The sequence below is a fragment of the Vibrio diabolicus genome, assembly GCF_011801455.1.
Classification (GTDB): domain Bacteria; phylum Pseudomonadota; class Gammaproteobacteria; order Enterobacterales; family Vibrionaceae; genus Vibrio; species Vibrio diabolicus.
On sequence record NZ_CP042451.1, the window covers coordinates 815,816 to 838,345 of the forward strand.

The window sequence follows — 22,530 nt, forward strand, 5'->3', positions numbered from 1 at the left end:
GACCGAGCTTATGGCTCGGTCTTCTTTTATGCATGTTTTGCGAACGCGTTGGTAAAAGACACGCTGCGTATTTTGTATTGCTGTTGATAAGCAAGAATAAAATCTCGGACAGCGTCATTTACGGGGAAAACACAGTGGACGTCTAGGCCTTCTAAAAACTGATTGTCAGCCATATCCCAGAAGCTTTGAAGCGAATTACAAATGATTGTTCTCATAACAGTGCTCGTCTCGGCTTATTTAAAGTCAGATTAACAACTGTCCTTGGTGTGCAATACGGAGCTAACTAGTTTTTCAATTGCCCAGTATTTTAGGGTGAAGGCTACATTACATCACCTAGATCCATTCGTATTGGTTAAAAACCAATCACTAGCGAGCAGAGTATAGCCAACCAAATGTATATTTAAAAGATAAAATTGGAACGAAAATTAAGCAATGGTTTGCGCATTTCTAAGTTGGTGTTTACATGATGACTCACTAGCTCGAAGCAGGATTTATGTGAGGCTTTACTCCAAAACAAACTTGATGTGTGGGATTGAGCGTCAATGAGCTGAATCCCGCACCTTGAGGTGTTGGTATAGCGGAACCTTAAATTTCTCTTCCTGATTTAAGGTTAAGCTACAAATCTAGCGCTAAGATTTTTGACTTACGCTGGAAGTTATATAGCCCTTGTTTGGCTCCGGGCAAATAGTCGACACTGACTTCGTAAAAACCTTGCTCTCTGAACCAATGCAGACTGTGTGTCGTGAGGACAAAAATCTGATCAATGGTTTCGGATTTAGAACGATGTTTCATGTAGTTGAGCAGTAACAAACCTCGGTTCCCATCACGATAGTCAGGGTGAATCGCTACGCAAGCCATCTCTGCTTTGCGCTCTTCTGGGTATGGATAAAGGGCTGCACAGCCAATAATCAGACCGTCCTTTTCGATAATGGTAAACTTTCCAATCTCTTGCTCTAGCTGCTCTCGAGAGCGCCTAACGAGTACACCTTGTTCTTCTAAAGGACGAATGAGGTCTAAGATACCGCCAATATCGTCAATATTGGCTTGCCTCACTTGTTCAGCGCTCGCCATAACGACTTGGGTTCCGATACCGTCGAAAGAGAACAACTCCTGAATTAGGGCTCCATCTACTTTATAACTGATCAAGTGGCTGCGAGGTACTCCGGCACGGCAAGCGGCAATAGACCCTTTAAGAAAGCGCAGTGTCCCAGTGTTGTAATCTAGGTCAGGAGACGTATTTTCAGAGAGCGTTTTGATGACATGCTCCGCCTCAATTGGCAGCAACTCGGCGACAGCATTACCGTTGTCATCAATGACACCTTGTTCTGAACAGAAACCAATCAGTTTGTCTGCGCCTAATTTGATCGCCAGTTGTGTCGCAACTTCTTCAGAAAGTAAGTTAAAACACTCGCCAGTCACAGAGCTCGCAATGGGGCCAAGTAGCACAATAGAGCCTTGATCAAGAGTGCGGTTGATAGCATCGGTGTCAATGCGGCGAATACGTCCACTATGGCAATAATCCACCCCGTCATCAACGCCGAGTGGCTGAGCAATGATGTAGTTTCCGCTAACGACATTGAGCTGGGTGCCTGCCATCGGAGTGTTGTTGAGGCTCATTGATAGGCGCGCAGTAATCGCAAGTTGAAGTTGTCCGGCAGCTTGCATAACAACAGATAAAGCCGATTCATCCGTAATGCGGATATTTTTGTGGTAAGGCGTAGTGAGGTCTTGTTTTTCTAGCAGCTGATTAATTTGAGGACGTGCACCATACACCACCACGACTTTAATTCCGAGGCTGTGCATGAGTGCGATATCATTAATAATATTGCCAAAATTTTTGTGTGCGACGGCTTCTCCGCCCAGCATGATCACCATGGTTTTTCCGCGGTGAGCATTGACATAAGGTGTTGATTGACGGAATCCTTTTACGAGAGCAGTACTACGAATTTTCACTACAGCCATTCCTTTGTTTAATTATGTCAAAATAATGCCTTTTTATTCACTTGGTGGCAAGGTGAAATTTTGGAATAAAGCACAAACATATTGAGGTAGGTTCTTGGTACCGTTGAGGGGGAGAGTTACAATGAGCGCGTCTTTTCTCAATACGTGAACCTCATGTCTTCTGCTGTTAATAAGAATGCTGCGATCACTGCTTCAAATCTGTCAAAAACGTCATCTAAATCAATGCTTCGTAAGTGGCTAGAGCGTTCTCTCATGCTTATAGCGATAGTTGGAACCGTTGTCGTGTGCATGCTGTATAGTGATTTGATTACTCGAACCATTAATCCGCCCATTCCTAAATCGACAATTTATGGTCGCTGGGTTGAGCAAGATGTTGCGCCTTATGCTCGTGAAGAATTTGTGTTGAGTGAGCGCGGTGTTACCGTAAATGGTTCGACAGTGGCGACCAGTTTTGAATTCGATGGGGATTCGTTTTCATATCGAGTGGGTTCAAATGAGCGGCACTTCAATTTTGTGGGTAAGCAGCATGCAGAAATGAAGCTGGATGCCAATGCTCATTATCTACCTGTATTCCGTTTAGAGGGTCGAGCAAGGATTGCGGTAAGATAGTCGTTTTTATTATTGTCTCTTAAGCTGAGAGTCCTTGCGTCTGTGAGTCACATGGATGATCACAATTTCATCTCTCAATAGGTAAATCTTACTTTCAAACATAATCCGGACAATTCCGTAATTCTTCCGCTGTTATCATGTTGCATTAACTGAATGAATTCACAACGAGTAAACGGATTGGCTTAGCGTTGAAACATTTTGTCGTTGCTTTTCAATTGCGTCGTATGCATTTGTTTGCCATCCTTTTGCTATTCTCTTTTACGGAAAAGACACGTGTTAAAAAAACTCCTTCCTATTATCTCTTTGAGCCTACTCTTTGGCTGTGCTCAACAAAATGATCGTGCTCAGCAATATCTTGATGGTGAGTTTCCTCAGATCCTCAATCAAGTGGATGTGGTTGAGTCTAACAAACCACGCGATTTTACTGAATTTAACAAGCAAGCTGAGCAAGTGGTGATAAAGTCACCATCCATGGCGAAGATGTACCAACCGCTATATCAACGATTAAGTGAGTGGACGCAACAGAGCGGAGATACCAGTGCGTTGAGTGCGTTTGGCATTCAAGCCGCGCAATTGGGTGGTGGTGATAAAAAAGGTAATGTGTTGTTTACCGGGTACTTTTCTCCCGTGATGGAACTGCGTCATACACCAAACGACATTTTTAAGTACCCAGTTTATGGCAAGCCAAACTGCTCATCAGATTGTCCGACTCGCGCGGAGATCTACAATGGAGCACTAGATGGACAAGGTTTGGTGCTAGGTTACGCGCCTAATCGTATCGACCCATTTATGATGGAAGTGCAAGGCAGTGGCTACGTGCATTTTGAAGATGATGATACGTTGGAGTACTTTGCGTACGCGGGTAAAAACAATAAAGCTTACGTCAGCATTGGCCGCATTCTGATTGAACGTGGTGAAGTCCCGCGTGAAAAAATGTCCCTCAAAGCAATCAAAGAGTGGGTGATGGACAACGACGATGCGACAGTGCGCGAGTTGTTGGAGCAAAACCCTTCTTACGTTTTCTTTGCGCCAAAAGCAGAAGCGCCAGTAACAGGCTCGGCTGGTATTCCGTTGTTGCCAATGGCCGCCGTCGCGGGTGACCGTTCTATCTTACCAATGGGTACGCCAATCTTGGCGGAAGTGCCGCTGTTGAATGCCGATGGTACGTGGAGCGGTGCGCATCAACTGCGAATGCTGATCGTTTTAGACACTGGTGGTGCGGTAAAACAAAACCATTTGGATCTGTATCATGGCATTGGTGCGAGAGCAGGAACGGAAGCAGGGCACTACAAGCATTTTGGTCGAGTGTGGAAACTTGGGTTAGAAAACTCACCAACTCAAGCGCCTTGGGCTTTACCGCCAGAAAAGCTACAATAGTCGTCCAAGAGAGAGGAACACTCTCTTATCTAGACATTTCATCAAAGAGTGCGTATAAATCGCACTCTTTGTTTTTCTATCGATCATCTGGACTTCAATATGCGTGAACTCGATACCCCAGCATCTGACAGCTACAATCAACGCTTTGGCGGCACTCGTCGTCTTTATGGCAACAGCGAAGTGGACATTCTTCGCGCTGCACACGTTTGTGTGATTGGTATTGGTGGCGTGGGATCATGGGCGGTGGAAGCGCTGGCTCGTACAGGGATCGGTGAGCTAACTCTGATTGATATGGACGATGTTTGTGTCACGAACATTAACCGCCAAATTCATGCGATGACGGGCACCGTTGGCCAAAGCAAAATTGAAGTGATGGCCGAGCGTGTCAAATTGATCAACCCAGAGTGTAAAGTCAACCTGATTGATGATTTCATCACGCCAGACAATCAACATGAGTACTTAAGCAAAGAGTTTGATTACGTGCTAGATGCGATTGACAGCGTAAAAGCGAAGGCGTCTTTGTTGGCGTATTGCCGCAGCAACAAGATCAAAGTGATCACTACGGGGGGCGCTGGTGGTCAGGTTGACCCAACGCAGATCATGGTCGCTGACTTAACGAAAACGATCCAAGATCCTCTAGCGAAGAAAATCAAAGACACCTTGCGTCGTCATCATAACTTCCCTAAGAATCCGGCGCGTAAGTTTGGTATTGATTGCGTGTTTTCAACCGAGCAGCTGAAGTACCCTCAAGCAGACGGTTCAGTGTGTGGTGTGAAGTCGACAGCGGAAGGCCCAAAACGTATGGATTGTGCTAGCGGTTTTGGTGCGGCGACTGTTGTAACTGCAACGTTTGGCTTTGTCGCGGTATCGCGAATCGTTGAGAAGTTGATTTCAAAATATAAGAAGTAAACTAGAAGAAGAGCGCATCATGACAGATTTTCCCGTTTCTCCATTTGGTACAGATATCACCAGCGAAGACATTGTAGCGACTATGCAGCAATTTAAAGGCTGGGAAGATCGTTACCGTCAGGTTATTCAGTGGGGTAAAAAGCTGCCACAAATGCCAGAAGAGCTGAAATCAGAACAAGTTACCGTTTCGGGCTGTGAAAGCTTGGTGTGGTTAGTGAGCCAAGAGCAAGATGGCGTTTGGCATTTTTGTGCGGACTCCGATGCGCGTATCGTCCGTGGATTGATTGCCTTGGTAATGGCAGCTTATGACGGTAAAACGACCGATCAAATTCAAGCATTTGATATTGATGCTTATTTTGATCAACTGGGGCTTGTCTCCCATTTAAGCCCGTCACGTGGTAATGGCTTGAAAGCTATTGTAGAGCAGATTAAGCAAACCGCCGTGTAACGAGTCATTTTCCCAATTCTTAAAAAACGCCGAATAGCCTAGCTGTTTGGCGTTTTTTGTATCTGAGTTGAGATATTTTTTGCATATGGATAAAAAATATGCAAATGGTCGACTATTTTAGCGTTAATGAACCATTCTATTGATCCTGGTTCATTATATTGCCCACTTGGTTTTTATAAACTCAATTGTATTTAAAATTTGTCTATATTAGATAATAGACATATGCCCCATTCGCTCCTATTCCCCAATGTGGAAACACACTTGGAAGCGATTGGGTTACTTAGATACAAATGCTAGGAACCTCCCTATATGCAATTCACCTTGGAACATGCGCAAGACGTGTTATCCGGAATGCCAGACCCCACTTTTATTCTGAGTGAAGATGGTATCTATATTGATGTTTTTGGAGGAACAGACAAAAAAGCCTATCACGATGGAAGTAATTTGATAGGTGAGACGCTGCACAGCGTACTTGAGAAAGATAAAGCTGACTGGTTTATCGAACAGATAAATCGGTCACTGAAACAAGACAGTATTGTGACGATCGAGTACAAGATGTGCGCCGACAGCATTCAGGGAATAGATGCTAACAGTGGGCCAAGAGGCGACCTATACTACGAAGGCAAGATCTGCCCACTCGCTATAAAATACCGAGGTCGTCGCGTTGTCCTTATTCTTACACGTAACATCTCCAATCGCCACCGAGTTGAAACTCTTCTTCGCCATCAAAGCCAAATTGATGCTCTTACCAACATCTACAATCGACGTGTCTTTTTCGAAAAGCTCACAGAAGAAGTTATTAAATCCCAAGCTCCGGATTATCACTCCGCGTTGTTATTATTTGATTTGGATTTTTTTAAAGTCATCAATGATAAACGTGGTCATGATGCGGGGGATTATGTCTTAGAGACGTTAGCTGATTTGGTTTCTCACTTACTCGTCAAAGACGAAATTTTCGCAAGAGTCGGAGGGGAGGAGTTTGCGATTATTTTGCCAGAAACTTCTCTGTCGGCGGCGAAAGAGGTAGGAGAGGAAGTACGTTCCCACATTCAAAATTGTCAGTTCGAATTTGAAAAGATTGAAATTCCGGTCACGGTGAGTGTAGGCGTGGTGGAAATAGGCAGAAATGAAACCACCAAACGTTTGTATGCGCATGCAGATAAAGCGCTTTATGCTGCGAAAAGAAATGGCAGAAATTGCGTGGCGACTCTGGATAGGCAGATGGAGTAACCTTGTTGGTTACTCCAAATCAAACCGTTGGCGTTATAGCATGTCGACGGCTTTTTCTACGGCGGCGATGAGTCTTTCCACATCGTTCGTCGTGTTATAAATACCAAAAGAGACGCGTACCGTGCCTTTCACATTTAGCGCATCCATCAATGGGTGAGCGCAGTGGTGTCCTGCTCGTACCGCAATGCCTTGTTGATCGAGCAGCGTTGCCATGTCTTGGTGATGAACGCCGTCCATGACGAACGTCAGTACAGAGGCGTTCGGTTGGTAGCCTAGAATATGGATGTCATCCAACGCGCTTAGTGCTTGGTAGGCCTTATCCTGAAGCACATGGAGATGATCCTCTACTTCGTGATGGTCAAAACCTTGGTACCACTCAATGGCTTTCGCTAGAGCAATCGCGCCCGCAACGTTTGGTGTGCCCGCTTCAAATTTACCAGGAAGTGCAGAAAACGTCGTTTTCTCGAACGAAACGCGTTCAACCATTTTACCACCGCCGTGCCATGGTGGCATGGCTTCCAAAAGTTCAAGCTTGCCGTATAAAACGCCAACACCTGCTGGCGCATAAAGTTTGTGACCTGAGAAAACGTAAAAATCGATATCTGATACCGATAAATCAAGCTGCTCATGGACGATGCCTTGAGCGCCATCAATCACAACAACCGCGCCAACGCTGTGCGCTAGTTCAGTGATTTTTTCGATAGGTTGTCGTGTGCCCGTGACGTTGGTGATTTGCGCACAAGCAACAATTTTACAGCGGTCAGACAGAAGCGCCTTAAATGCGCTGATGTCAAACTGGCAATCTGATGTCAATGGAACTTTTATGACTTTGGCGCCCGTTTGCTCTGCCACGATTTGCCAAGGCACGATGTTAGCGTGGTGCTCCATCTCGCTAATCAAGATCTCATCACCCGGTTGTAACGTGCTGCGGGCGTAAGTCTGAGCAATTAAGTTCAGTGCTTCGGTTGCGCCCCGTGTCCAAATGATCTCTTTAGAGCTGTTTGCACCAATAAAGTTTGCCACTCGTTCTCGTGCCGCTTCAAATTGGCTGGTGGCATTAGCCGTTAAACTATGACTGCCACGGTGAACATTGGCATTTTGCGCACTGTAGTAATGACTGATGACATCAATCACACATTGCGGTTTTTGCGTTGTCGCTGCGCTATCTAGATACACTAAGGGCGTATCGTTGACGGATTGATTTAGAGCGGGAAATTGCTCACGTACAGCATTTACGTCAAACATTATTCTTCACCAAGCTTATGGTAATGCAGAGTAGGCAGAGGGATCATTGGTTCAGCAACTGACCATGCGTGTTTTTTACCTGAGAGTTGAATGATTACTTCCATTGCGAACTCTAAAGCAGTGCCCGGACCTTGACTGGTGATAAGGTTGTGGTTGATATCAAAGGTCACGCGTTTGCTGCGCCACTTCTCTTCCGGGATATGTGACTGAAAGCTCGGGTGACAGGTCATCAGTGATTGTGGGAAAAGATCATGGTGTTGCAATACCAACGCCGGTGCTGCGCAGATAGCAGCGACCAACTTTCCCTCGTAGATGTGCTGCTTAAGGATTTCTATCATCACCGTGCTATCACGAAAAATTTCTGCACCACCAACACCACCAGAAAGCGCTATGGCGTCAAACTCATCATCAGCGATATCGACCAGCTTACAATCGGCTGTTAGTGTGACTCCGCGAGAAGCTTTCATCGTCAATGAGCCATCAAAAGCAGCACTCGCTACCGTAACGTCATAACCCGCGCGAACCATCATGTCGATAACGGTGACGGCTTCCATTTCTTCGGTGCCCGGAGCGATTGGCACTAAGATTTTCTTACTCATTGTTCTGTCCAGCTTTGTTCTATTTGTTTGATGCGTTGGTAAAGTTTTAAATTCTCAGGCGTATTGATGCGATGTTTCTCGGCAGCCTTTAACAAGTATCCGGTTATAAAATCAATTTCCGTTCGACGCTGATGGAATACGTCTTGTCTCATTGAAGAATAGTTCTCAGTTGTGGCGTTCACCACTTGCATTACCGTATCGAAAAGAGAGCGAAACTCGATAGCAATACCTTCTTTACTCATTACTTCAACCAGTTCTTGAGTGATGCTTTCGAGTTGTATCTTAAACTCGGGCTGCGCAAGCTCACCATTCTTACACTGGTGAATCGCAGTCAGTGGGTTAATCGCGCAGTTGATCGCTAACTTAGTCCATAACGCAGATTGGATGTGTGGATTCCAAATGGCCTCTGGAAGGGCATGATGCATAACATCTTGCAGAAAAGCGCACTGCATTCCTTTGTCATTATAACCACCCACTTGCGTTGTTCCGTGACCGGTATGCAGTACGTGTTGGTTATCTGGTTTGTATGCGCCGTGCGTCGTTGTGGCGAGCACTATCGGATTGTTTGGCAGAGCCTTCTCCACGCCAGCGGCGGTACCCATACCATTGTGCATCAGCATGATAATCGTGTCTGCGTTGATATGAGGCAGTAAAGGTTGAATGGCGTCTTCCAATTGCCAAGCTTTTACCGTGATCAAAATGAGATCCGCTTGATTTACTGAGGAAATATCTTGATTACTGAATACGATTGCGGGTGTGTCATCCAACTGAAGTGATTGTTGGCTTTCAGAGCTTCTTCCCCACAATGAAACATTGTGCCCGGCAAGCTTAAATTTTGTTGCCCAGAGTGAGCCAACCGCACCTGGACCGAGGATAAGGATATTCACCAAACGCTCTCATTAAAAAGGTTTGCTGCAAGGATAATGAGGGAAAAAAGGAAAGCAAATAAAAATGGCGCCAAAAGGCGCCATTTTTGATCAAACTTAGTGGTTCAATTAGAACTTGTAAGTTACAGCTAGGTAGTGGCCAAAGCCAGTTGACTTAAACCCATCAGTATCTTTGATACCGTACACGTCTTTGTAGCCTTTTAGACCGTAACCCACTGCGAAGCGGTCTGAGTGCCAGTAGATACCGTTGAACATTGCACCACCGTTTGACGCGGTTGAACCAAATTTGTTACCTGCATCATCATCCATACCGAATTGGTAATCGATGTAGCCTTGGTAAGAAATGAATGAACCGTTCTCGAAGAAGTAGAATGGTTTGAACCAGTTAGTCGAGATTTGGAAACCGTTCCAATCCTTTTTGTTGCCGTCGTAAGTGCCGTATAGGTTAACACCAACTTTACCAAACCAAGGAACCATTACGTCAGAACCTAGACCGATTTTTTGAGAGTTAACACCAGAGTTACCACCCCACTCGATTAGAGTTGCAACGTATAGTTCTTGAACAGGACCGAAAGATAGGTCTTTACCAGTTACCGCATCTAGAGACATACGTGGAGCGAATTTCATAAAGATCTTCTCTGCGCCAGCTTTGTCGCTACCTGGATCAGAAGTTAGGTTGAATACATCAACGTAACCGTAAAGGTCGAAGATACCAGAGCGGCCGCCGAATTCCATTTCTAGGTAGTCGTGTGAAGACTCACCTGGAAGTTCGTCAAATGCACCCATTAGGTTAAATTGCATCCACTTGTAATCGTTTTTGTGGATATCGCCGTCAGAGTAATCTGCCGCCATAACTGGAGCTGAAGTAGCCGCTAGAAGGCTAAGAGCTAAAAGTGATTTACGCATAAGGGGACTCTCTATGTTTGTAATGATTCAGAACACGCAATCTGTGCTGCGCTTTCCAATTGGCGGGAATAATAGCGATAAAAATCCCAAATGAAAGTGATAAAGGGTGCAAAATTGAACGTTTTTGGTGAGTTGTGTCACGAAATTATCTTTATTTACGGAACTTTTTGTTTGTTGCATTTAATTGCAATAAATATGTGATTTGGATCGTTTGCGTAAGCGATTTTATGACTTTTTAAGCCAGTCGATTAACCAACATAAATCGTTAGTGATCGGAGTGATAAGGGATTCGTATGTATCGGTGAATCAAAGAGGACGTTTGAATGAAAGAAGTCATGTTATTCCCACTCACTTCAGTTGTACTCCCTGAAGGTAAAATGAATCTGCGCATTTTTGAGCCACGATATAAACGAATGGTAAAGGAATGCAGCCTACAAAATGTGGGTTTTGGAGTTTGCCTAGTAGGTAGTGAAGGTGATCCTAAAGACGTGGGAAATGTTTCATCTATCGGAACTTTGGTCAGGATCGTTGATTTTGAAACACTCAGTGATGGTCTTCTTGGTATTACAGTCGCTGGTGAGAAACGCTTTGTTGTCAAACGAGTTCGTGCAGATGCGGACGGCTTACGCCATGCAGAGGTCGAATGGTTAGAGAATTGGCAACATCCAGACAACTCACCAGATTTCTTCTATTTAAGCCAGCAGTTATCCCATGTTTATGAAGAGTTTCCTCAACTTGGAAACCTCTATCAGCATCGTTTTTACGATGACTCAGCTTGGGTGACCCAGCGCTGGCTTGAATTACTTCCTTTAGACTGCAATCTGTTCGAACAGCTCGTTGGCGCAGAGAACTGCATTCCTGCGTTGCAATTTCTGACAGAAGCCATAGAAGCCCCGACTAACAAAGAGGCAAGGATATGAAAGGATTTAGCAGAGCTGCGCTAACTATGGTGGCGGCATTAGGACTGGCGGCGTGTGGCTCCGACAGCGACACCATCGAGTATTCCAATTTGCAAGCAGTACATGCGTCTTCTGATGCGCCGCTTGCAAATGTGTGGATTAACGATAAATCATCATTGACAGGTGTTGATTATGGTATGGGTTCTGGTTACATGAAGTTACGTGAGGGCATGAACTCAATTCAAGTTGATGTTCAACTTCCAGGCGATGAAACCGCGACCGTAATACCTAAAACAGAACTAGACCTTGATTCAGACCTCAATTACAACGTGTTCGTTGTTGGTGATGCCGATGGTTCGCCAAACCCAGTAGAACCTTTAGTTGTGACTCGCAGCGCCGATTCAATGGCTGATGCCAATAGTTTAGATGTTCAAGTTGTTCATGCCGCGTCTGGCGTTCCTGCCGTTGATCTCTACGTCACTGAGCCAGGGGCTGATCTTGCTAGCGCGACACCGCTTATGAATCTTGCATATAAAGCATCTACAGACGTATTGAACATCCCCGCTGGTGAGTACCAAGTTCGACTTGCTGTTGGGGATAGCGTTGCTTTTGACTCGGGCACAATATCTCTTGCTGCTAATTCAAACTTGACGATTGCCGCTATCAGTACCGGAGATTCAAATAGCACGTCACCAGTTAAGTTGTTGGTATTGGATGGTTCAGGATCTTCTATAATCGAGGATATGGGCAGCCAAGCTGAAGTCAGAGTTGGACATCTTGTCGATGGAGCGCCAATCGTCGATGTCAACGTTAACGGGGCGGCCTTCGGTCCTCTTGCCGACTTAGCGTTCAAAGAGATTCGTGGTTATTTGGATCTCGATGCTGGCGCTTACGATATTGACGTTTACGTGGATGGCACAACAACCAATCCTATTATCGATGTTGACGGATTAATGGTTGCGGGCGGAATGGATTACAGTGTTTACGCAGTCGGTGTTGTTAGCCCAGCGATTGATATCGAACCTCTGGTTGTTGAAGACATGAGACGTGCAGTGGCAACTAGCGCGACGCTGAATGTGACACATGCGGCGGCGAATCCCGTAGCGGAAATGGTGGATATTTATCTCACTACAAGCGCTGGAATAGATGGAAGTGATCCAACTATTGCTAATTTTGCGTACAAAGATAGCGTTCAGGGATTATATGTCGCTGAAGGTACCTATTATGTAACCGTGACAGTGGCAGGCGATCCAAGTACGGTTGCTGTTGATTCAGCACCAGTCAATGTGATGAATGGTGTTGTGTATCAGGTGGTTGCCATTGATGATGGGAACAACGGTGGCTTCAACTTGTTGGTTGATGACGTGACCGATTAGGACGAATGGGAGGAGATGACTCCTCCCTAAAATTAAGGCCGATTATGATGAGTGATAGCCCAAAAAAACTGGGGCGCAGTGATTGGAACGATTACATGGACAAAGTGAAGGCTCGAGATAAAGACGCATTCGCTTTTGTATTCCGTTTCTACGCACCCAAGCTGAAGCAATTCGCTTACAAACATGTTGGTAATGAGCAAGTTGCTATGGAGATGGTGCAAGAGACCATGGCGACAGTTTGGCAGAAAGCGCACCTCTATGATGGGGAAAAGAGCGCGTTATCGACTTGGATATACACCATAATCCGAAACCTATGCTTTGATCTGTTGAGAAAGCAGAAAGGTAAGGAGTTACACATTCATTCTGATGACATTTGGCCGTCAGAATATTATCCACCAGATCTTGTTGATCACTATTCACCAGAGCAAGACATGTTGAAAGAACAGGTGGTTAAATTTTTAGATATTTTACCGAAAAATCAGAGAGACGTTTTACAAGCGGTGTATCTTGAAGAGCTACCTCATCAGCAGGTCGCTGAATTATTTGATATACCCCTCGGTACCGTAAAATCCAGGCTGAGGCTTGCAGTAGAAAAGCTAAGGCATTCAATGCATACGGAGCAACTATGAACAAACACCCAGATAACAGCTTGTTAGAAGCATACGCTTCGGGAAGCATTGATGCAGTTTCTGGTCTTGTGGTCGCAACCCATTTAGAAACATGCACCAAGTGCCGAGCTTATGTGAACCAAGTCGAAGCCAGCCAAGCGAATATCGTGAGCGACATCCCCTCTGAATATGTCCCTGAATTCGACGATATGTTCAATGATATTATCAATGCGGAGCCAGCGACAGATAACATCGTTATCCGAGATCCTGCCGCAGTGAATGTTGCAGGAAAGAGCTTTGAGCTTCCCAAAACCTTAGCGCGTTTCTCTGACCTTGTAGGGTCATGGAGAAGTTACGGTGGCAAGGTTTTCAGTGCTCAGATTGATCTAGGGGAAGATGCTCGTGTTAGCTTAATGTACATCGGAGAAGATGTGCAAATCCCTCAACATACGCACAAAGGCTTAGAATCTACATTGATCCTACATGGTGGGTTTAGTGATGAGGATGGCCAATATGAAGAGGGCGATTTGATGATTAGAGACGCGTCAGTGAAGCACAGCCCTTACACTAAGGCCGGTGAAGATTGCTTGTGTTTAACCGTATTGACCGAGCCGATGATCTTTACTCAAGGTGTGGCACGTATATTTAATATGTTTGGCAAAGGGCTATACCCATAGACCTCTTATCTTATATCTCGCAAAACAAAAACCACCGAATTCGGTGGTTTTTTGATGCGCTTCTTAGTGCTTGTGACGTGCTTTTTCCAATAGAGCATCAAAGTAATGTCGTAGCGAGTACAACATAATCAAGCTTGGCACGACCATAACAGCGGTAAGCACAAAGAACGTGCTCCAGTCATTGAGGTAGTCCACCAGTTCTCCACTGAAAGAAGCAAGAGTCGTTCGTCCGAAGTTGCCCAAAGAGGCAAGCAACGCATACTGAGTTGCCGAGAATGCTTGTCCGGTTAGAATCGTCAAAAATGAAACAAAAGCGACAGTTGAGAAAGCAGTCGTAAAATTATCGACAATAATGGTTGCTAAATACAGGTGCTCATTTGGGCCTACCGATGCAATCCAAGCAAACATCAAGTTGCTGGCAGACATAGCAATACCGCCGATCATTAATCCACGTACAATACCAAACCTGACGTTGAACATGCTTCCGACAAAGGTAAAGAAGATAGTGGCTCCCCATCCGATCAGTTTGGAGTAATAACCAATTTGTTCGTTACTAAAACCAATATCTTTATAGAACGCGATCGACATCCTGCCCAAAAACGCTTCGCCAATTTTGAATAGGAAAACGAACAGCAAAAGAGTAATCGCGACACGGACGCCATTGCGATTAAAGAAGTCAAGGAAAGGTTCTACAACAGTCACAGTAAACCAAGCCACGACTTTTGAACCAACCACTTCTTTGTGGCGTTGTTCAGCGGCAGACTGAAGTTGTTCGCGTTGAGTTTTAGGCTCTCCGACTAAAATCGTAAAAACCATTAGAATGCCGACTATCACCGCCATCCCGTAATACACGCCATTCCAACCGACGCTATCAGCATTAACAAACGCTAAATAACCCGGTAGTGAATAACCTGTCCACCAGCCAATGACCGCCATTGCAGAAGCTTGTGGCAGCTTAGATTCTTCTGATTTTGGGAAAGTATCAATACGAAAAGCATCAATCGCGATGTCTTGTGTGGCTGATGCGGTTGCAATACACAAGGCGAGTAGAGACGCAAACACCAAGTTCTCTGCTGGATTCACGCCCGCAATAAATACCGTCGCGACGAGTACAATACTTTGACAGAAGAAAATCCAGCTACGCCTTTGTCCAAGTAGTCGATAGAGCACTGGTAGCTTCACCCGGTCTACGAGTGGCGCCCAGAGAAAGTTAATTGCATAAACCGCAAAGACACTACCAAAGTAGCCTATTGCGGATAGGGTCAAACCAGCGTCTTTTAGCCAGCCAGACATATTTGAACCGATAAGTACCCACGGAAAGCCGCTAGAGCAGCCCAACATGAAAACCCACATGAGTCGTTTATCGAGGTAACTTTTTACCGTTTCCAACCAAGTGATGGAAGGTAATGAAGACATAAATCAATCCAATAAAATGAAGCCGTTGAAAGAGAAAGCCCTTCGATTATTCAAAGGGCTTATCGTTTTGGCTATTTAAGTAGTGTTGCTTTAGTGATGACGATTTGAGTCTCGGGAACATCACGCATACCACGAGTCGTCGTAGTTGGCTGTTTTGCCATTTTTTGGATAATGTCGAATCCTTCCGTGACCTCGCCAAATACAGCATAACCCGGTGGACGAGCGCCGTAGTTTAGAAAATCATTGTCGACTAAATTGATAAAAAACTGACGAGTAGCAGAGTCAGGCGCGTTGGTGCGCGCCATTGCAATCGTCGCACGGTCGTTATTTAAACCGTTATTACCCTCGTTTTTGATTGGAGCGTAAGTCTTCACCATTTGCATATCTTGGTTAAAGCCACCACCTTGCGCCATAAAGCCTGGAATAACGCGGTGAAAAATAGTGCCTTCATAGCTACCGTCTTCTACATATTTCAGGAAGTTCGCTACCGTAATCGGCGCTTTATCTTCATTCAGTTCGACAGTAAATGAACCTAACGTTGTTTCAAACGCCACTTTTGGTCCAGCCCAAACGCTGCAGCTGAGTAGCGCGAGAGAAATAATTGCCTTGCGTAACATTAGAAACGCTCCTGCATGTATTGACGAAGCTCTGGGTCATTGGCAATTTCTTTAAGTGTTAATGTCACTACATCATTCAGTGTTTGCTCAATGTCGGCATCAGACGCACTCAATGTGCCAGAACGCTTCGCAGTGCCTGTGTAAGTTTTGACCAGTTTTCCTTCTGGTGTTTCTGCGGTGATTTCAAGCACGACTTTCGCATCCATCTCATTTTCCATCACCGAATGTTTTACGTTAACTAATGCTTCTTGAACGTTTAATTCAATTGCATTGTTGCTGTTTAGATCGGCATGGAAGCCTTGAGATGAAAACTGCTTCTCTAATGCTTCTTCTAACGCAATACGTAAATTCTGTTTAGCATGAAGAGGAAGAATGTTCGAACGGCCGTTATCCACCAACGCCACGTACTGCGCTGCACGTACATCTTTGCTGGTCAAACTGTAAGTCTTGCCTTGAACAATTGGATTGGTGCTCAGTGTGCTTTCTGGCATCAAATTCAGCTGAGGCTGTTGAGGCGCTGAACATGCAGCAAGCAACGCAACCGAAGCCGCAAGTACCAATTTTCTCATTTTATTATTCCTTTTAACTATTTTGCTAAAGCTTATTTTGCGCTTAATTTAGCAGGATTTTTTGTGGCCTGTAAAATCACAAACTTATTGTTGGAAGCGATAAGTTTCACATTCTTATCGCCAAACAGCCGTTTTAGTTTTGCGTCGTAACCAAGATGACGATTTCCAATCACCAGTAACTTACCACCTTCACTTAATACTTGCTTTGCATCACAGAACATTTGCCAAGCAATATGATCGGTGATTGCCTGCTGTTGGTGAAAGGGTGGGTTACACATAATCATAGAGCAGCTGTTGTGTTTAAAACCGTCCAAACAATTGTTTGCAACACACTGTATGTCTCTATCTTCACCAAGGTTATCTAGCAGGTTCTGCTTCGCGGACTCAAGCGCCATAAAGCTTTCATCAACACATGTTAATCGAGCATTCGGATTCAGCTGACCAAACTTCACAGACAGAACACCATTACCGCAACCGAGATCGATAACATTATCTACCAATGGATCTTGAGGTAGGTGCTGAAGCATAAAACGCGCACCTAAATCTAAGCTTTCTCCTGAATAGACATTTGGCATGTTCTTGAGTTCGATATCTTCGCCATCAACGCGCCAAGTCGTGAAAGGGCTTACTTCAATTGTTGGGTCAACCGTTGCTTGAGCAAATACCAATCGGTGCTTTTTCCAGGCCAGAGAGGTTTTTGTCTCACCCAAATATTTTTCAAACAGTTTTAGCGTTGAAGTATGAATGTCTTTCGCTTTATTAACTGCAATGACGGGGCAGGATGCAGGCAGTGCTTTTCTTAACTGACTGAGTATCCAAACGAGGTGACGGTTACTTTTTGGCAGTTGCAGCAATACGAGATCAGTATTGGAAGGTACGGGATCCATCGTGGTTGCAAACGCTACCTTATTGCACTGGTTTTGCTCAAGGTTCTGCTGCACACCTTTATGAGAAATGAAAGAATCACTCATTAGCGTCACATGGTGCTTTTCTGAAAACCAGCAGGAGAGGGCACCAAAGCTGTCATTAATCACGAGGATGTTTTGATTGTTTGGCAAAGCAAGTTCTTCAACATGATTAATAAGATACTCATCACCGGCATCCCACGCTTGTAGAGTTTCATTGCTGCGTTTTGGGAAACGATAAAGTGTTAGGCTTCGCTCGTGAAGATTCAGTTCGGTTTTCATAGCTAAATGTAAGTTGATTTAGAAATTAAGTGTTATTGTCGCAAATGATGACGTGTCGAGATACAAAAAGCTGTCAAATTTTACGTGTTCAGTGGTGCTCGCTCTCTAGGCATGTTCATAGCGTCAAGCGCTTTGAAATCAGTTGAACGTAAAATGCATCAATAATGAGAGTGATGTTTGAGTGATACACGTCTGCTTTACTTAGGTATATACTTATGGAATTCGCATCAATGAGGAACGAATATGATCCAAGAAATCATAGAGAAGAAACTACACAGTGAGCTGCAACCAAGCTATCTCAAAGTGATTAATGAGAGCTACATGCATAATGTGCCACCAGGCTCGGAGAGTCACTTCAAAGTGATTGTTGTGAGTGATTCGTTCGCGGGACAGCGTTTGATTGGACGCCATCGCCAAGTTCATCAAATTTTGGCAGATGAGCTAGATAACCACATTCATGCACTAGCTATTCATACATACACTGATGAAGAGTGGAAGCGAGAACAAGATGGCGCTCCTGATAGCCCTATGTGTATGGGTGGCGGTCACTAAAGACGCAAAATATAAAGGTGCAGAGAAAAGGTGGCTAAGGCCATCTTTTTTCGTTTTACATTCTTTAGGGGCATTGATGTGGCACAAATTCTGGTTAAAAAATGTGTTAACAGTGTTTCAACAAATGAATAGAAATTGCAGGATATTTCAGGCGATGAATATGACTTTTCCATAAGATATGTATGGAATATGGCATTTGTGCGATCGGTCAAAGTTATGACTATTCTTTGACCTTTTAGACCTGATTCTACCGAAATAACCCCTCTATTCTAATGATTGGTCATGGCATCAAGTTCCTAAAAAATGCTAGACTACGGCACCTGATAAATCTCGCGTATTCCTTGTGACGAGATTTTTAATAGGATGTTGCGATTTTGATGTTTAAAACAACATCAAAACCGGACACTGATGTCGTGTCTAAAAGTTACGCAATCAAAAGAATCTTTTTCCCGATAAAAGTAGTGCAAGTGCGTATGATTACAATAAAGAAGGGCTTGGATCTTCCTATCGCAGGAACTCCATCCCAGGTGATTAATGATGGTAAGACCATCAAAAAAGTCGCCTTGCTTGGCGAAGAGTACGTTGGCATGCGTCCTACCATGCATGTCCGCGTTGGTGATGAAGTGAAAAAAGCGCAAGTTCTTTTTGAAGATAAAAAGAACCCTGGCGTGAAATTTACTGCACCAGCAGCCGGTAAAGTGATCGAAGTTAACCGTGGCGCTAAACGTGTCCTTCAATCTGTAGTGATTGAAGTGGCAGGTGAAGAGCAGGTGACATTTGATAAGTTCGAAGCCGCTCAACTTTCAGGTCTAGATCGTGAAGTGATCAAGACTCAGTTGGTTGACTCTGGCCTATGGACCGCTTTACGTACTCGTCCGTTTAGCAAGGTTCCTGCAATCGAGTCTTCTACTAAGGCTATTTTCGTAACTGCAATGGATACTAATCCATTAGCAGCTAAGCCTGAGTTGATCATTAATGAGCAACAAGAAGCATTCATTGCTGGTCTAGACATTCTTTCAGCCCTGACAGAAGGCAAGGTTTACGTATGTAAATCTGGCACTAGTTTGCCACGCTCTTCACAGTCTAACGTAGAAGAACACGTCTTCGATGGCCCTCACCCAGCAGGTCTTGCTGGCACCCACATGCATTTCCTATACCCAGTGAATGCAGAAAATGTGGCATGGAGCATCAACTACCAAGACGTTATCGCGTTCGGTAAGCTGTTCCTAACTGGTGAGCTATACACAGATCGTGTTGTGTCTCTAGCTGGTCCAGTTGTGAATAACCCTCGTCTAGTTCGTACCGTAATCGGTGCAAGCTTGGATGACCTAACAGATAACGAGCTGATGCCTGGCGAAGTTCGTGTGATTTCTGGTTCTGTACTGACAGGTACACATGCAACTGGTCCACACGCATACCTTGGCCGTTACCATCAACAGGTTTCTGTATTACGTGAAGGCCGTGAGAAAGAACTATTTGGCTGGGCAATGCCTGGTAAGAATAAGTTCTCGGTAACTCGCTCTTTCCTTGGTCACGTATTCAAAGGTCAGTTGTTCAATATGACAACGACGACCAATGGTAGTGATCGTTCAATGGTTCCAATTGGCAACTACGAACGCGTAATGCCTCTAGATATGGAGCCTACTCTGCTGCTTCGTGATCTATGTGCAGGTGATACAGACAGTGCTCAAGCACTGGGTGCGCTTGAACTGGATGAAGAAGATCTAGCATTGTGTACCTTTGTATGTCCAGGTAAGTACGAGTACGGTACGTTACTTCGTGAATGCCTAGATACTATCGAGAAGGAAGGGTAATTTTCATGGCTCTTAAAAAGTTTCTTGAAGACATCGAGCATCATTTTGAGCCTGGTGGTAAACACGAAAAATGGTTTGCCCTGTACGAAGCTGTAGCAACAGTTTTTTACACTCCAGGTATCGTAACAAATAAAAGCTCGCACGTTCGTGATAGCGTTGACCTAAAACGTATCATGATCATGGTTTGGTTTGCGGTATTCCCAGCAATGTTCTGGGGTATGTACAACGCAGGTGGCCAAGCTATTGCAGCGCTTAACCACATGTACGCTGGTGATCAACTAGCGACAGTTATCTCTGGTAACTGGCACTACTGGCTAACTGAAATGCTGGGCGGAACGATTGCCGCTGATGCAGGGGTTGGCAGTAAGATGTTACTAGGTGCGACCTACTTCCTACCTATCTACGCAACAGTATTCCTTGTTGGTGGTTTCTGGGAAGTGCTTTTCTGTATGGTGCGTAAGCACGAAGTAAACGAAGGCTTCTTTGTTACTTCTATCTTGTTCGCACTTATCGTTCCACCAACGCTACCTCTATGGCAAGCGGCACTAGGTATCACATTTGGTGTTGTTGTTGCGAAGGAGATCTTCGGTGGTACAGGTCGTAACTTCCTTAACCCTGCACTTGCAGGTCGTGCATTCCTATTCTTCGCTTACCCAGCGCAAATCTCGGGTGACGTAGTATGGACTGCGGCTGACGGCTTCTCTGGTGCAACTGCTCTTAGCCAATGGGCTCAAGGTGGTAACGGTGCTCTAGTTAACACAGTAACTGGTTCTCCTATCACTTGGATGGACGCTTTCATCGGTAACATCCCAGGCTCTATTGGTGAAGTATCGACTCTAGCTCTAATGATCGGTGCAGCGATGATCGTTTACATGCGAATTGCTTCATGGCGCATCATTGCGGGCGTAATGATCGGTATGATTGCAGTATCGACTCTGTTTAACGTGATCGGTTCTGACACTAACCCAATGTTCAACATGCCATGGCACTGGCACCTAGTTCTAGGTGGTTTTGCATTCGGTATGTTCTTCATGGCAACGGACCCAGTATCAGCGTCATTTACTAACAAAGGTAAATGGTGGTACGGCATCCTGATTGGTGCAATGTGTGTGATGATCCGTGTAGTTAACCCGGCGTACCCAGAAGGTATGATGCTGGCGATTCTATTCGCGAACCTATTCGCACCTCTGTTCGACCATGTAGTGATTGAGAAGAACATCAAGCGGAGACTAGCACGCTATGGCAAGTAATAACGACAGCATTAAAAAGACGCTGGGTGTTGTTATCGGGTTGAGCCTTGTTTGTTCAATCATCGTATCAACAGCAGCAGTAGGTCTGCGTGATAAGCAAAAAGCTAACGCTGTCCTAGATAAGCAATCAAAGATCGTTGAAGTTGCAGGCATTGACGCGAACGGTAAGAAAGTACCAGAGCTATTTGCTGAGTACATCGAACCTCGTCTGGTAGACCTTGAAACAGGTAACTTTACTGAGGGTAATGCATCTACGTACGATCAGCGTGAAGCATCAAAAGATGCAGAACGTTCAATCGCATTGACACCAGAAGAAGATGTCGCTGATATCCGTCGTCGTGCGAATACAGCAGTGGTGTACTTAGTAAAAGACCAAGATGAAGTCCAAAAAGTTATCTTGCCTATGCACGGTAAAGGACTATGGTCGATGATGTATGCCTTTGTAGCCGTTGAAACTGATGGTAACACTGTGTCTGCTATTACTTACTACGAGCAAGGTGAAACTCCTGGACTTGGTGGTGAAGTAGAGAACCCTTCATGGCGCGATCAATTCATTGGCAAGAAATTGTACAATGAAGATCATCAGCCAGCGATTAAGGTCGTGAAAGGCGGCGCACCGCAAGGTTCTGAGCACGGTGTTGATGGTCTATCAGGAGCAACGCTCACTAGTAATGGTGTTCAACACACATTTGACTTCTGGTTAGGTGACAAGGGCTTTGGTCCTTTCCTAGCAAAAGTTCGTGACGGAGAACTTAACTAATGTCTAGTGCACAAAACGTTAAAAAGAGCATTCTAGCGCCAGTATTGGATAACAACCCAATCGCGCTACAAGTTCTTGGTGTATGTTCTGCTCTTGCAGTAACAACTAAACTAGAAACAGCTTTTGTAATGACGCTAGCGGTAACATTTGTAACTGCGCTGTCTAACTTCTCTGTTTCATTGATCCGTAACCACATTCCTAACAGTGTGCGTATCATCGTTCAGATGGCAATTATCGCATCGCTAGTAATCGTGGTAGACCAGGTGCTAAAAGCTTACCTATACGATATCTCTAAACAGCTATCTGTATTCGTTGGTCTGATTATCACTAACTGTATCGTAATGGGTCGTGCTGAAGCATTCGCAATGAAGTCTGCGCCAGTACCATCTCTTATTGACGGTATTGGTAACGGTCTAGGTTACGGTTTCGTTCTTATCACTGTAGGTTTCTTCCGTGAGCTATTTGGCTCAGGCAAACTATTTGGCCTAGAAGTTCTACCTCTAGTGAGCAACGGTGGTTGGTACCAGCCTAACGGCCTAATGCTACTAGCACCATCAGCATTCTTCCTAATCGGCTTCCTTATCTGGGTAATCCGTATTCTGAAACCAGAACAAGTAGAAGCGAAGGAGTAAG

General features: G+C 44.8%; 24 protein-coding genes. 14 read left to right on the plus strand and 10 right to left on the minus strand.

Annotated elements, in window-relative coordinates:
- Positions 1 to 26: 26 nt before the first annotated feature.
- Together FR741_RS03850 and argA are read right to left on the minus strand one after the other, a co-directional pair.
- Entirely contained in the window at positions 27 to 215 is a 189-nt protein-coding gene (locus FR741_RS03850) for a hypothetical protein (RefSeq protein ID WP_074191720.1), read from the minus strand.
- 400 nt (positions 216 to 615) lie between these two features.
- Positions 616 to 1,953, minus strand: coding sequence for an amino-acid N-acetyltransferase (gene argA / locus FR741_RS03855; protein WP_012841478.1), 1,338 nt, complete (start codon positions 1,951 to 1,953; stop codon positions 616 to 618).
- Positions 1,954 to 2,115: 162 nt separating this feature from the next.
- On the opposite strand from argA, the gene FR741_RS03860 reads away from it, so the two are divergent.
- The 5 genes from FR741_RS03860 to FR741_RS03880 all read left to right on the plus strand — a co-directional run bounded on the left by FR741_RS03860 (position 2,116) and on the right by FR741_RS03880 (position 6,535).
- Positions 2,116 to 2,571, plus strand: a complete 456-nt coding sequence (locus FR741_RS03860; RefSeq protein WP_005380234.1) for a DUF2850 domain-containing protein — start codon at positions 2,116 to 2,118, stop codon at positions 2,569 to 2,571.
- Positions 2,572 to 2,844: 273 nt separating this feature from the next.
- Positions 2,845 to 3,948, plus strand: coding sequence for a murein transglycosylase A (gene mltA / locus FR741_RS03865; protein WP_167426294.1), 1,104 nt, complete (start codon positions 2,845 to 2,847; stop codon positions 3,946 to 3,948).
- Positions 3,949 to 4,047: 99 nt separating this feature from the next.
- Positions 4,048 to 4,857, plus strand: a complete 810-nt coding sequence (gene tcdA, locus FR741_RS03870) for a tRNA cyclic N6-threonylcarbamoyladenosine(37) synthase TcdA (protein ID WP_005380241.1) — start codon at positions 4,048 to 4,050, stop codon at positions 4,855 to 4,857.
- A 19-nt stretch (positions 4,858 to 4,876) separates the two neighbouring features.
- Positions 4,877 to 5,305 carry a cysteine desulfurase sulfur acceptor subunit CsdE gene (csdE, locus tag FR741_RS03875; RefSeq protein ID WP_167426295.1) on the plus strand — a complete coding sequence of 143 codons (429 nt, stop codon included), beginning with the start codon at positions 4,877 to 4,879 and terminating at the stop codon, positions 5,303 to 5,305.
- A gap of 309 nt (positions 5,306 to 5,614) precedes the next feature.
- The gene (locus FR741_RS03880) at positions 5,615 to 6,535 is read left to right on the plus strand and encodes a GGDEF domain-containing protein (protein ID WP_046874992.1); all 921 of its coding nucleotides are present in this window, start codon (positions 5,615 to 5,617) and stop codon (positions 6,533 to 6,535) included.
- A 33-nt stretch (positions 6,536 to 6,568) separates the two neighbouring features.
- On the opposite strand, the gene csdA is transcribed toward FR741_RS03880, so the two are convergent.
- The 4 genes from csdA to FR741_RS03900 all read right to left on the minus strand — a co-directional run bounded on the left by csdA (position 6,569) and on the right by FR741_RS03900 (position 10,172).
- The gene (gene csdA, locus FR741_RS03885; protein ID WP_167426296.1) at positions 6,569 to 7,780 is read right to left on the minus strand and encodes a cysteine desulfurase CsdA; all 1,212 of its coding nucleotides are present in this window, start codon (positions 7,778 to 7,780) and stop codon (positions 6,569 to 6,571) included.
- Positions 7,780 to 8,379, minus strand: coding sequence for a DJ-1 family glyoxalase III (locus FR741_RS03890; RefSeq protein ID WP_006742560.1), 600 nt, complete (start codon positions 8,377 to 8,379; stop codon positions 7,780 to 7,782). The genes csdA and FR741_RS03890 overlap by 1 nt, the downstream gene beginning before the upstream one ends.
- The gene (gene panE, locus FR741_RS03895; protein WP_048625908.1) at positions 8,376 to 9,266 is read right to left on the minus strand and encodes a 2-dehydropantoate 2-reductase; all 891 of its coding nucleotides are present in this window, start codon (positions 9,264 to 9,266) and stop codon (positions 8,376 to 8,378) included. The genes FR741_RS03890 and panE overlap by 4 nt, the downstream gene beginning before the upstream one ends.
- 108 nt (positions 9,267 to 9,374) lie before the next feature.
- Complete coding sequence (locus FR741_RS03900; RefSeq protein ID WP_005385292.1) at positions 9,375 to 10,172, minus strand: nucleoside-specific channel-forming Tsx family protein; 798 nt, start codon at positions 10,170 to 10,172, stop codon at positions 9,375 to 9,377.
- 323 nt (positions 10,173 to 10,495) lie between these two features.
- Between FR741_RS03900 and FR741_RS03905 the strand changes: the two genes are divergently transcribed.
- The 4 genes from FR741_RS03905 to FR741_RS03920 are packed head-to-tail and all read left to right on the plus strand — an operon-like array spanning position 10,496 to position 13,732.
- Positions 10,496 to 11,092, plus strand: a complete 597-nt coding sequence (locus FR741_RS03905; RefSeq protein ID WP_167426297.1) for an LON peptidase substrate-binding domain-containing protein — start codon at positions 10,496 to 10,498, stop codon at positions 11,090 to 11,092.
- Positions 11,089 to 12,447, plus strand: coding sequence for a DUF4397 domain-containing protein (locus FR741_RS03910; RefSeq protein ID WP_167426298.1), 1,359 nt, complete (start codon positions 11,089 to 11,091; stop codon positions 12,445 to 12,447). Before FR741_RS03905 ends, FR741_RS03910 begins: the two co-directional genes overlap by 4 nt.
- Positions 12,448 to 12,491: 44 nt before the next feature.
- The gene (locus FR741_RS03915) at positions 12,492 to 13,076 is read left to right on the plus strand and encodes an RNA polymerase sigma factor (protein ID WP_005380255.1); all 585 of its coding nucleotides are present in this window, start codon (positions 12,492 to 12,494) and stop codon (positions 13,074 to 13,076) included.
- On the plus strand, positions 13,073 to 13,732 hold the full coding sequence (locus FR741_RS03920; RefSeq protein WP_048625904.1) for a ChrR family anti-sigma-E factor: 660 nt from the start codon (positions 13,073 to 13,075) through the stop codon (positions 13,730 to 13,732). Before FR741_RS03915 ends, FR741_RS03920 begins: the two co-directional genes overlap by 4 nt.
- Positions 13,733 to 13,795: 63 nt before the next feature.
- Here the strand turns inward: FR741_RS03920 and FR741_RS03925 are convergent, their stop codons facing one another.
- From FR741_RS03925 to FR741_RS03940, 4 genes are all read right to left on the minus strand, one after another.
- Positions 13,796 to 15,148: an AmpG family muropeptide MFS transporter gene (locus FR741_RS03925; RefSeq protein ID WP_006742554.1), complete on the minus strand. Its 1,353-nt coding sequence runs from the start codon at positions 15,146 to 15,148 to the stop codon at positions 13,796 to 13,798.
- 71 nt (positions 15,149 to 15,219) lie between these two features.
- Positions 15,220 to 15,765, minus strand: a complete 546-nt coding sequence (locus FR741_RS03930; RefSeq protein WP_167426299.1) for a peptidylprolyl isomerase — start codon at positions 15,763 to 15,765, stop codon at positions 15,220 to 15,222.
- A complete protein-coding gene (locus tag FR741_RS03935; RefSeq protein WP_012841484.1) occupies positions 15,765 to 16,334 on the minus strand; it encodes a YajG family lipoprotein in 570 nt (189 codons plus the stop codon). The genes FR741_RS03930 and FR741_RS03935 overlap by 1 nt, the downstream gene beginning before the upstream one ends.
- 32 nt (positions 16,335 to 16,366) lie before the next feature.
- Complete coding sequence (locus tag FR741_RS03940; RefSeq protein ID WP_150919300.1) at positions 16,367 to 17,521, minus strand: methyltransferase; 1,155 nt, start codon at positions 17,519 to 17,521, stop codon at positions 16,367 to 16,369.
- 243 nt (positions 17,522 to 17,764) lie between these two features.
- Between FR741_RS03940 and bolA the strand changes: the two genes are divergently transcribed.
- The 5 genes from bolA (at position 17,765) to FR741_RS03965 (ending at position 22,529) form a co-directional block, all read left to right on the plus strand.
- Positions 17,765 to 18,073 carry a transcriptional regulator BolA gene (gene bolA / locus FR741_RS03945; protein ID WP_005380262.1) on the plus strand — a complete coding sequence of 103 codons (309 nt, stop codon included), beginning with the start codon at positions 17,765 to 17,767 and terminating at the stop codon, positions 18,071 to 18,073.
- Positions 18,074 to 18,546: 473 nt separating this feature from the next.
- Entirely contained in the window at positions 18,547 to 19,887 is a 1,341-nt protein-coding gene (locus tag FR741_RS03950) for a Na(+)-translocating NADH-quinone reductase subunit A (protein ID WP_041853022.1), read from the plus strand.
- A gap of 5 nt (positions 19,888 to 19,892) precedes the next feature.
- On the plus strand, positions 19,893 to 21,137 hold the full coding sequence (locus tag FR741_RS03955; protein WP_006742551.1) for an NADH:ubiquinone reductase (Na(+)-transporting) subunit B: 1,245 nt from the start codon (positions 19,893 to 19,895) through the stop codon (positions 21,135 to 21,137).
- Complete coding sequence (locus tag FR741_RS03960) at positions 21,127 to 21,897, plus strand: Na(+)-translocating NADH-quinone reductase subunit C (protein ID WP_006742550.1); 771 nt, start codon at positions 21,127 to 21,129, stop codon at positions 21,895 to 21,897. Before FR741_RS03955 ends, FR741_RS03960 begins: the two co-directional genes overlap by 11 nt.
- A complete protein-coding gene (locus FR741_RS03965) occupies positions 21,897 to 22,529 on the plus strand; it encodes an NADH:ubiquinone reductase (Na(+)-transporting) subunit D (protein ID WP_005380269.1) in 633 nt (210 codons plus the stop codon). The genes FR741_RS03960 and FR741_RS03965 overlap by 1 nt, the downstream gene beginning before the upstream one ends.
- Position 22,530: the final 1 nt, after the last annotated feature.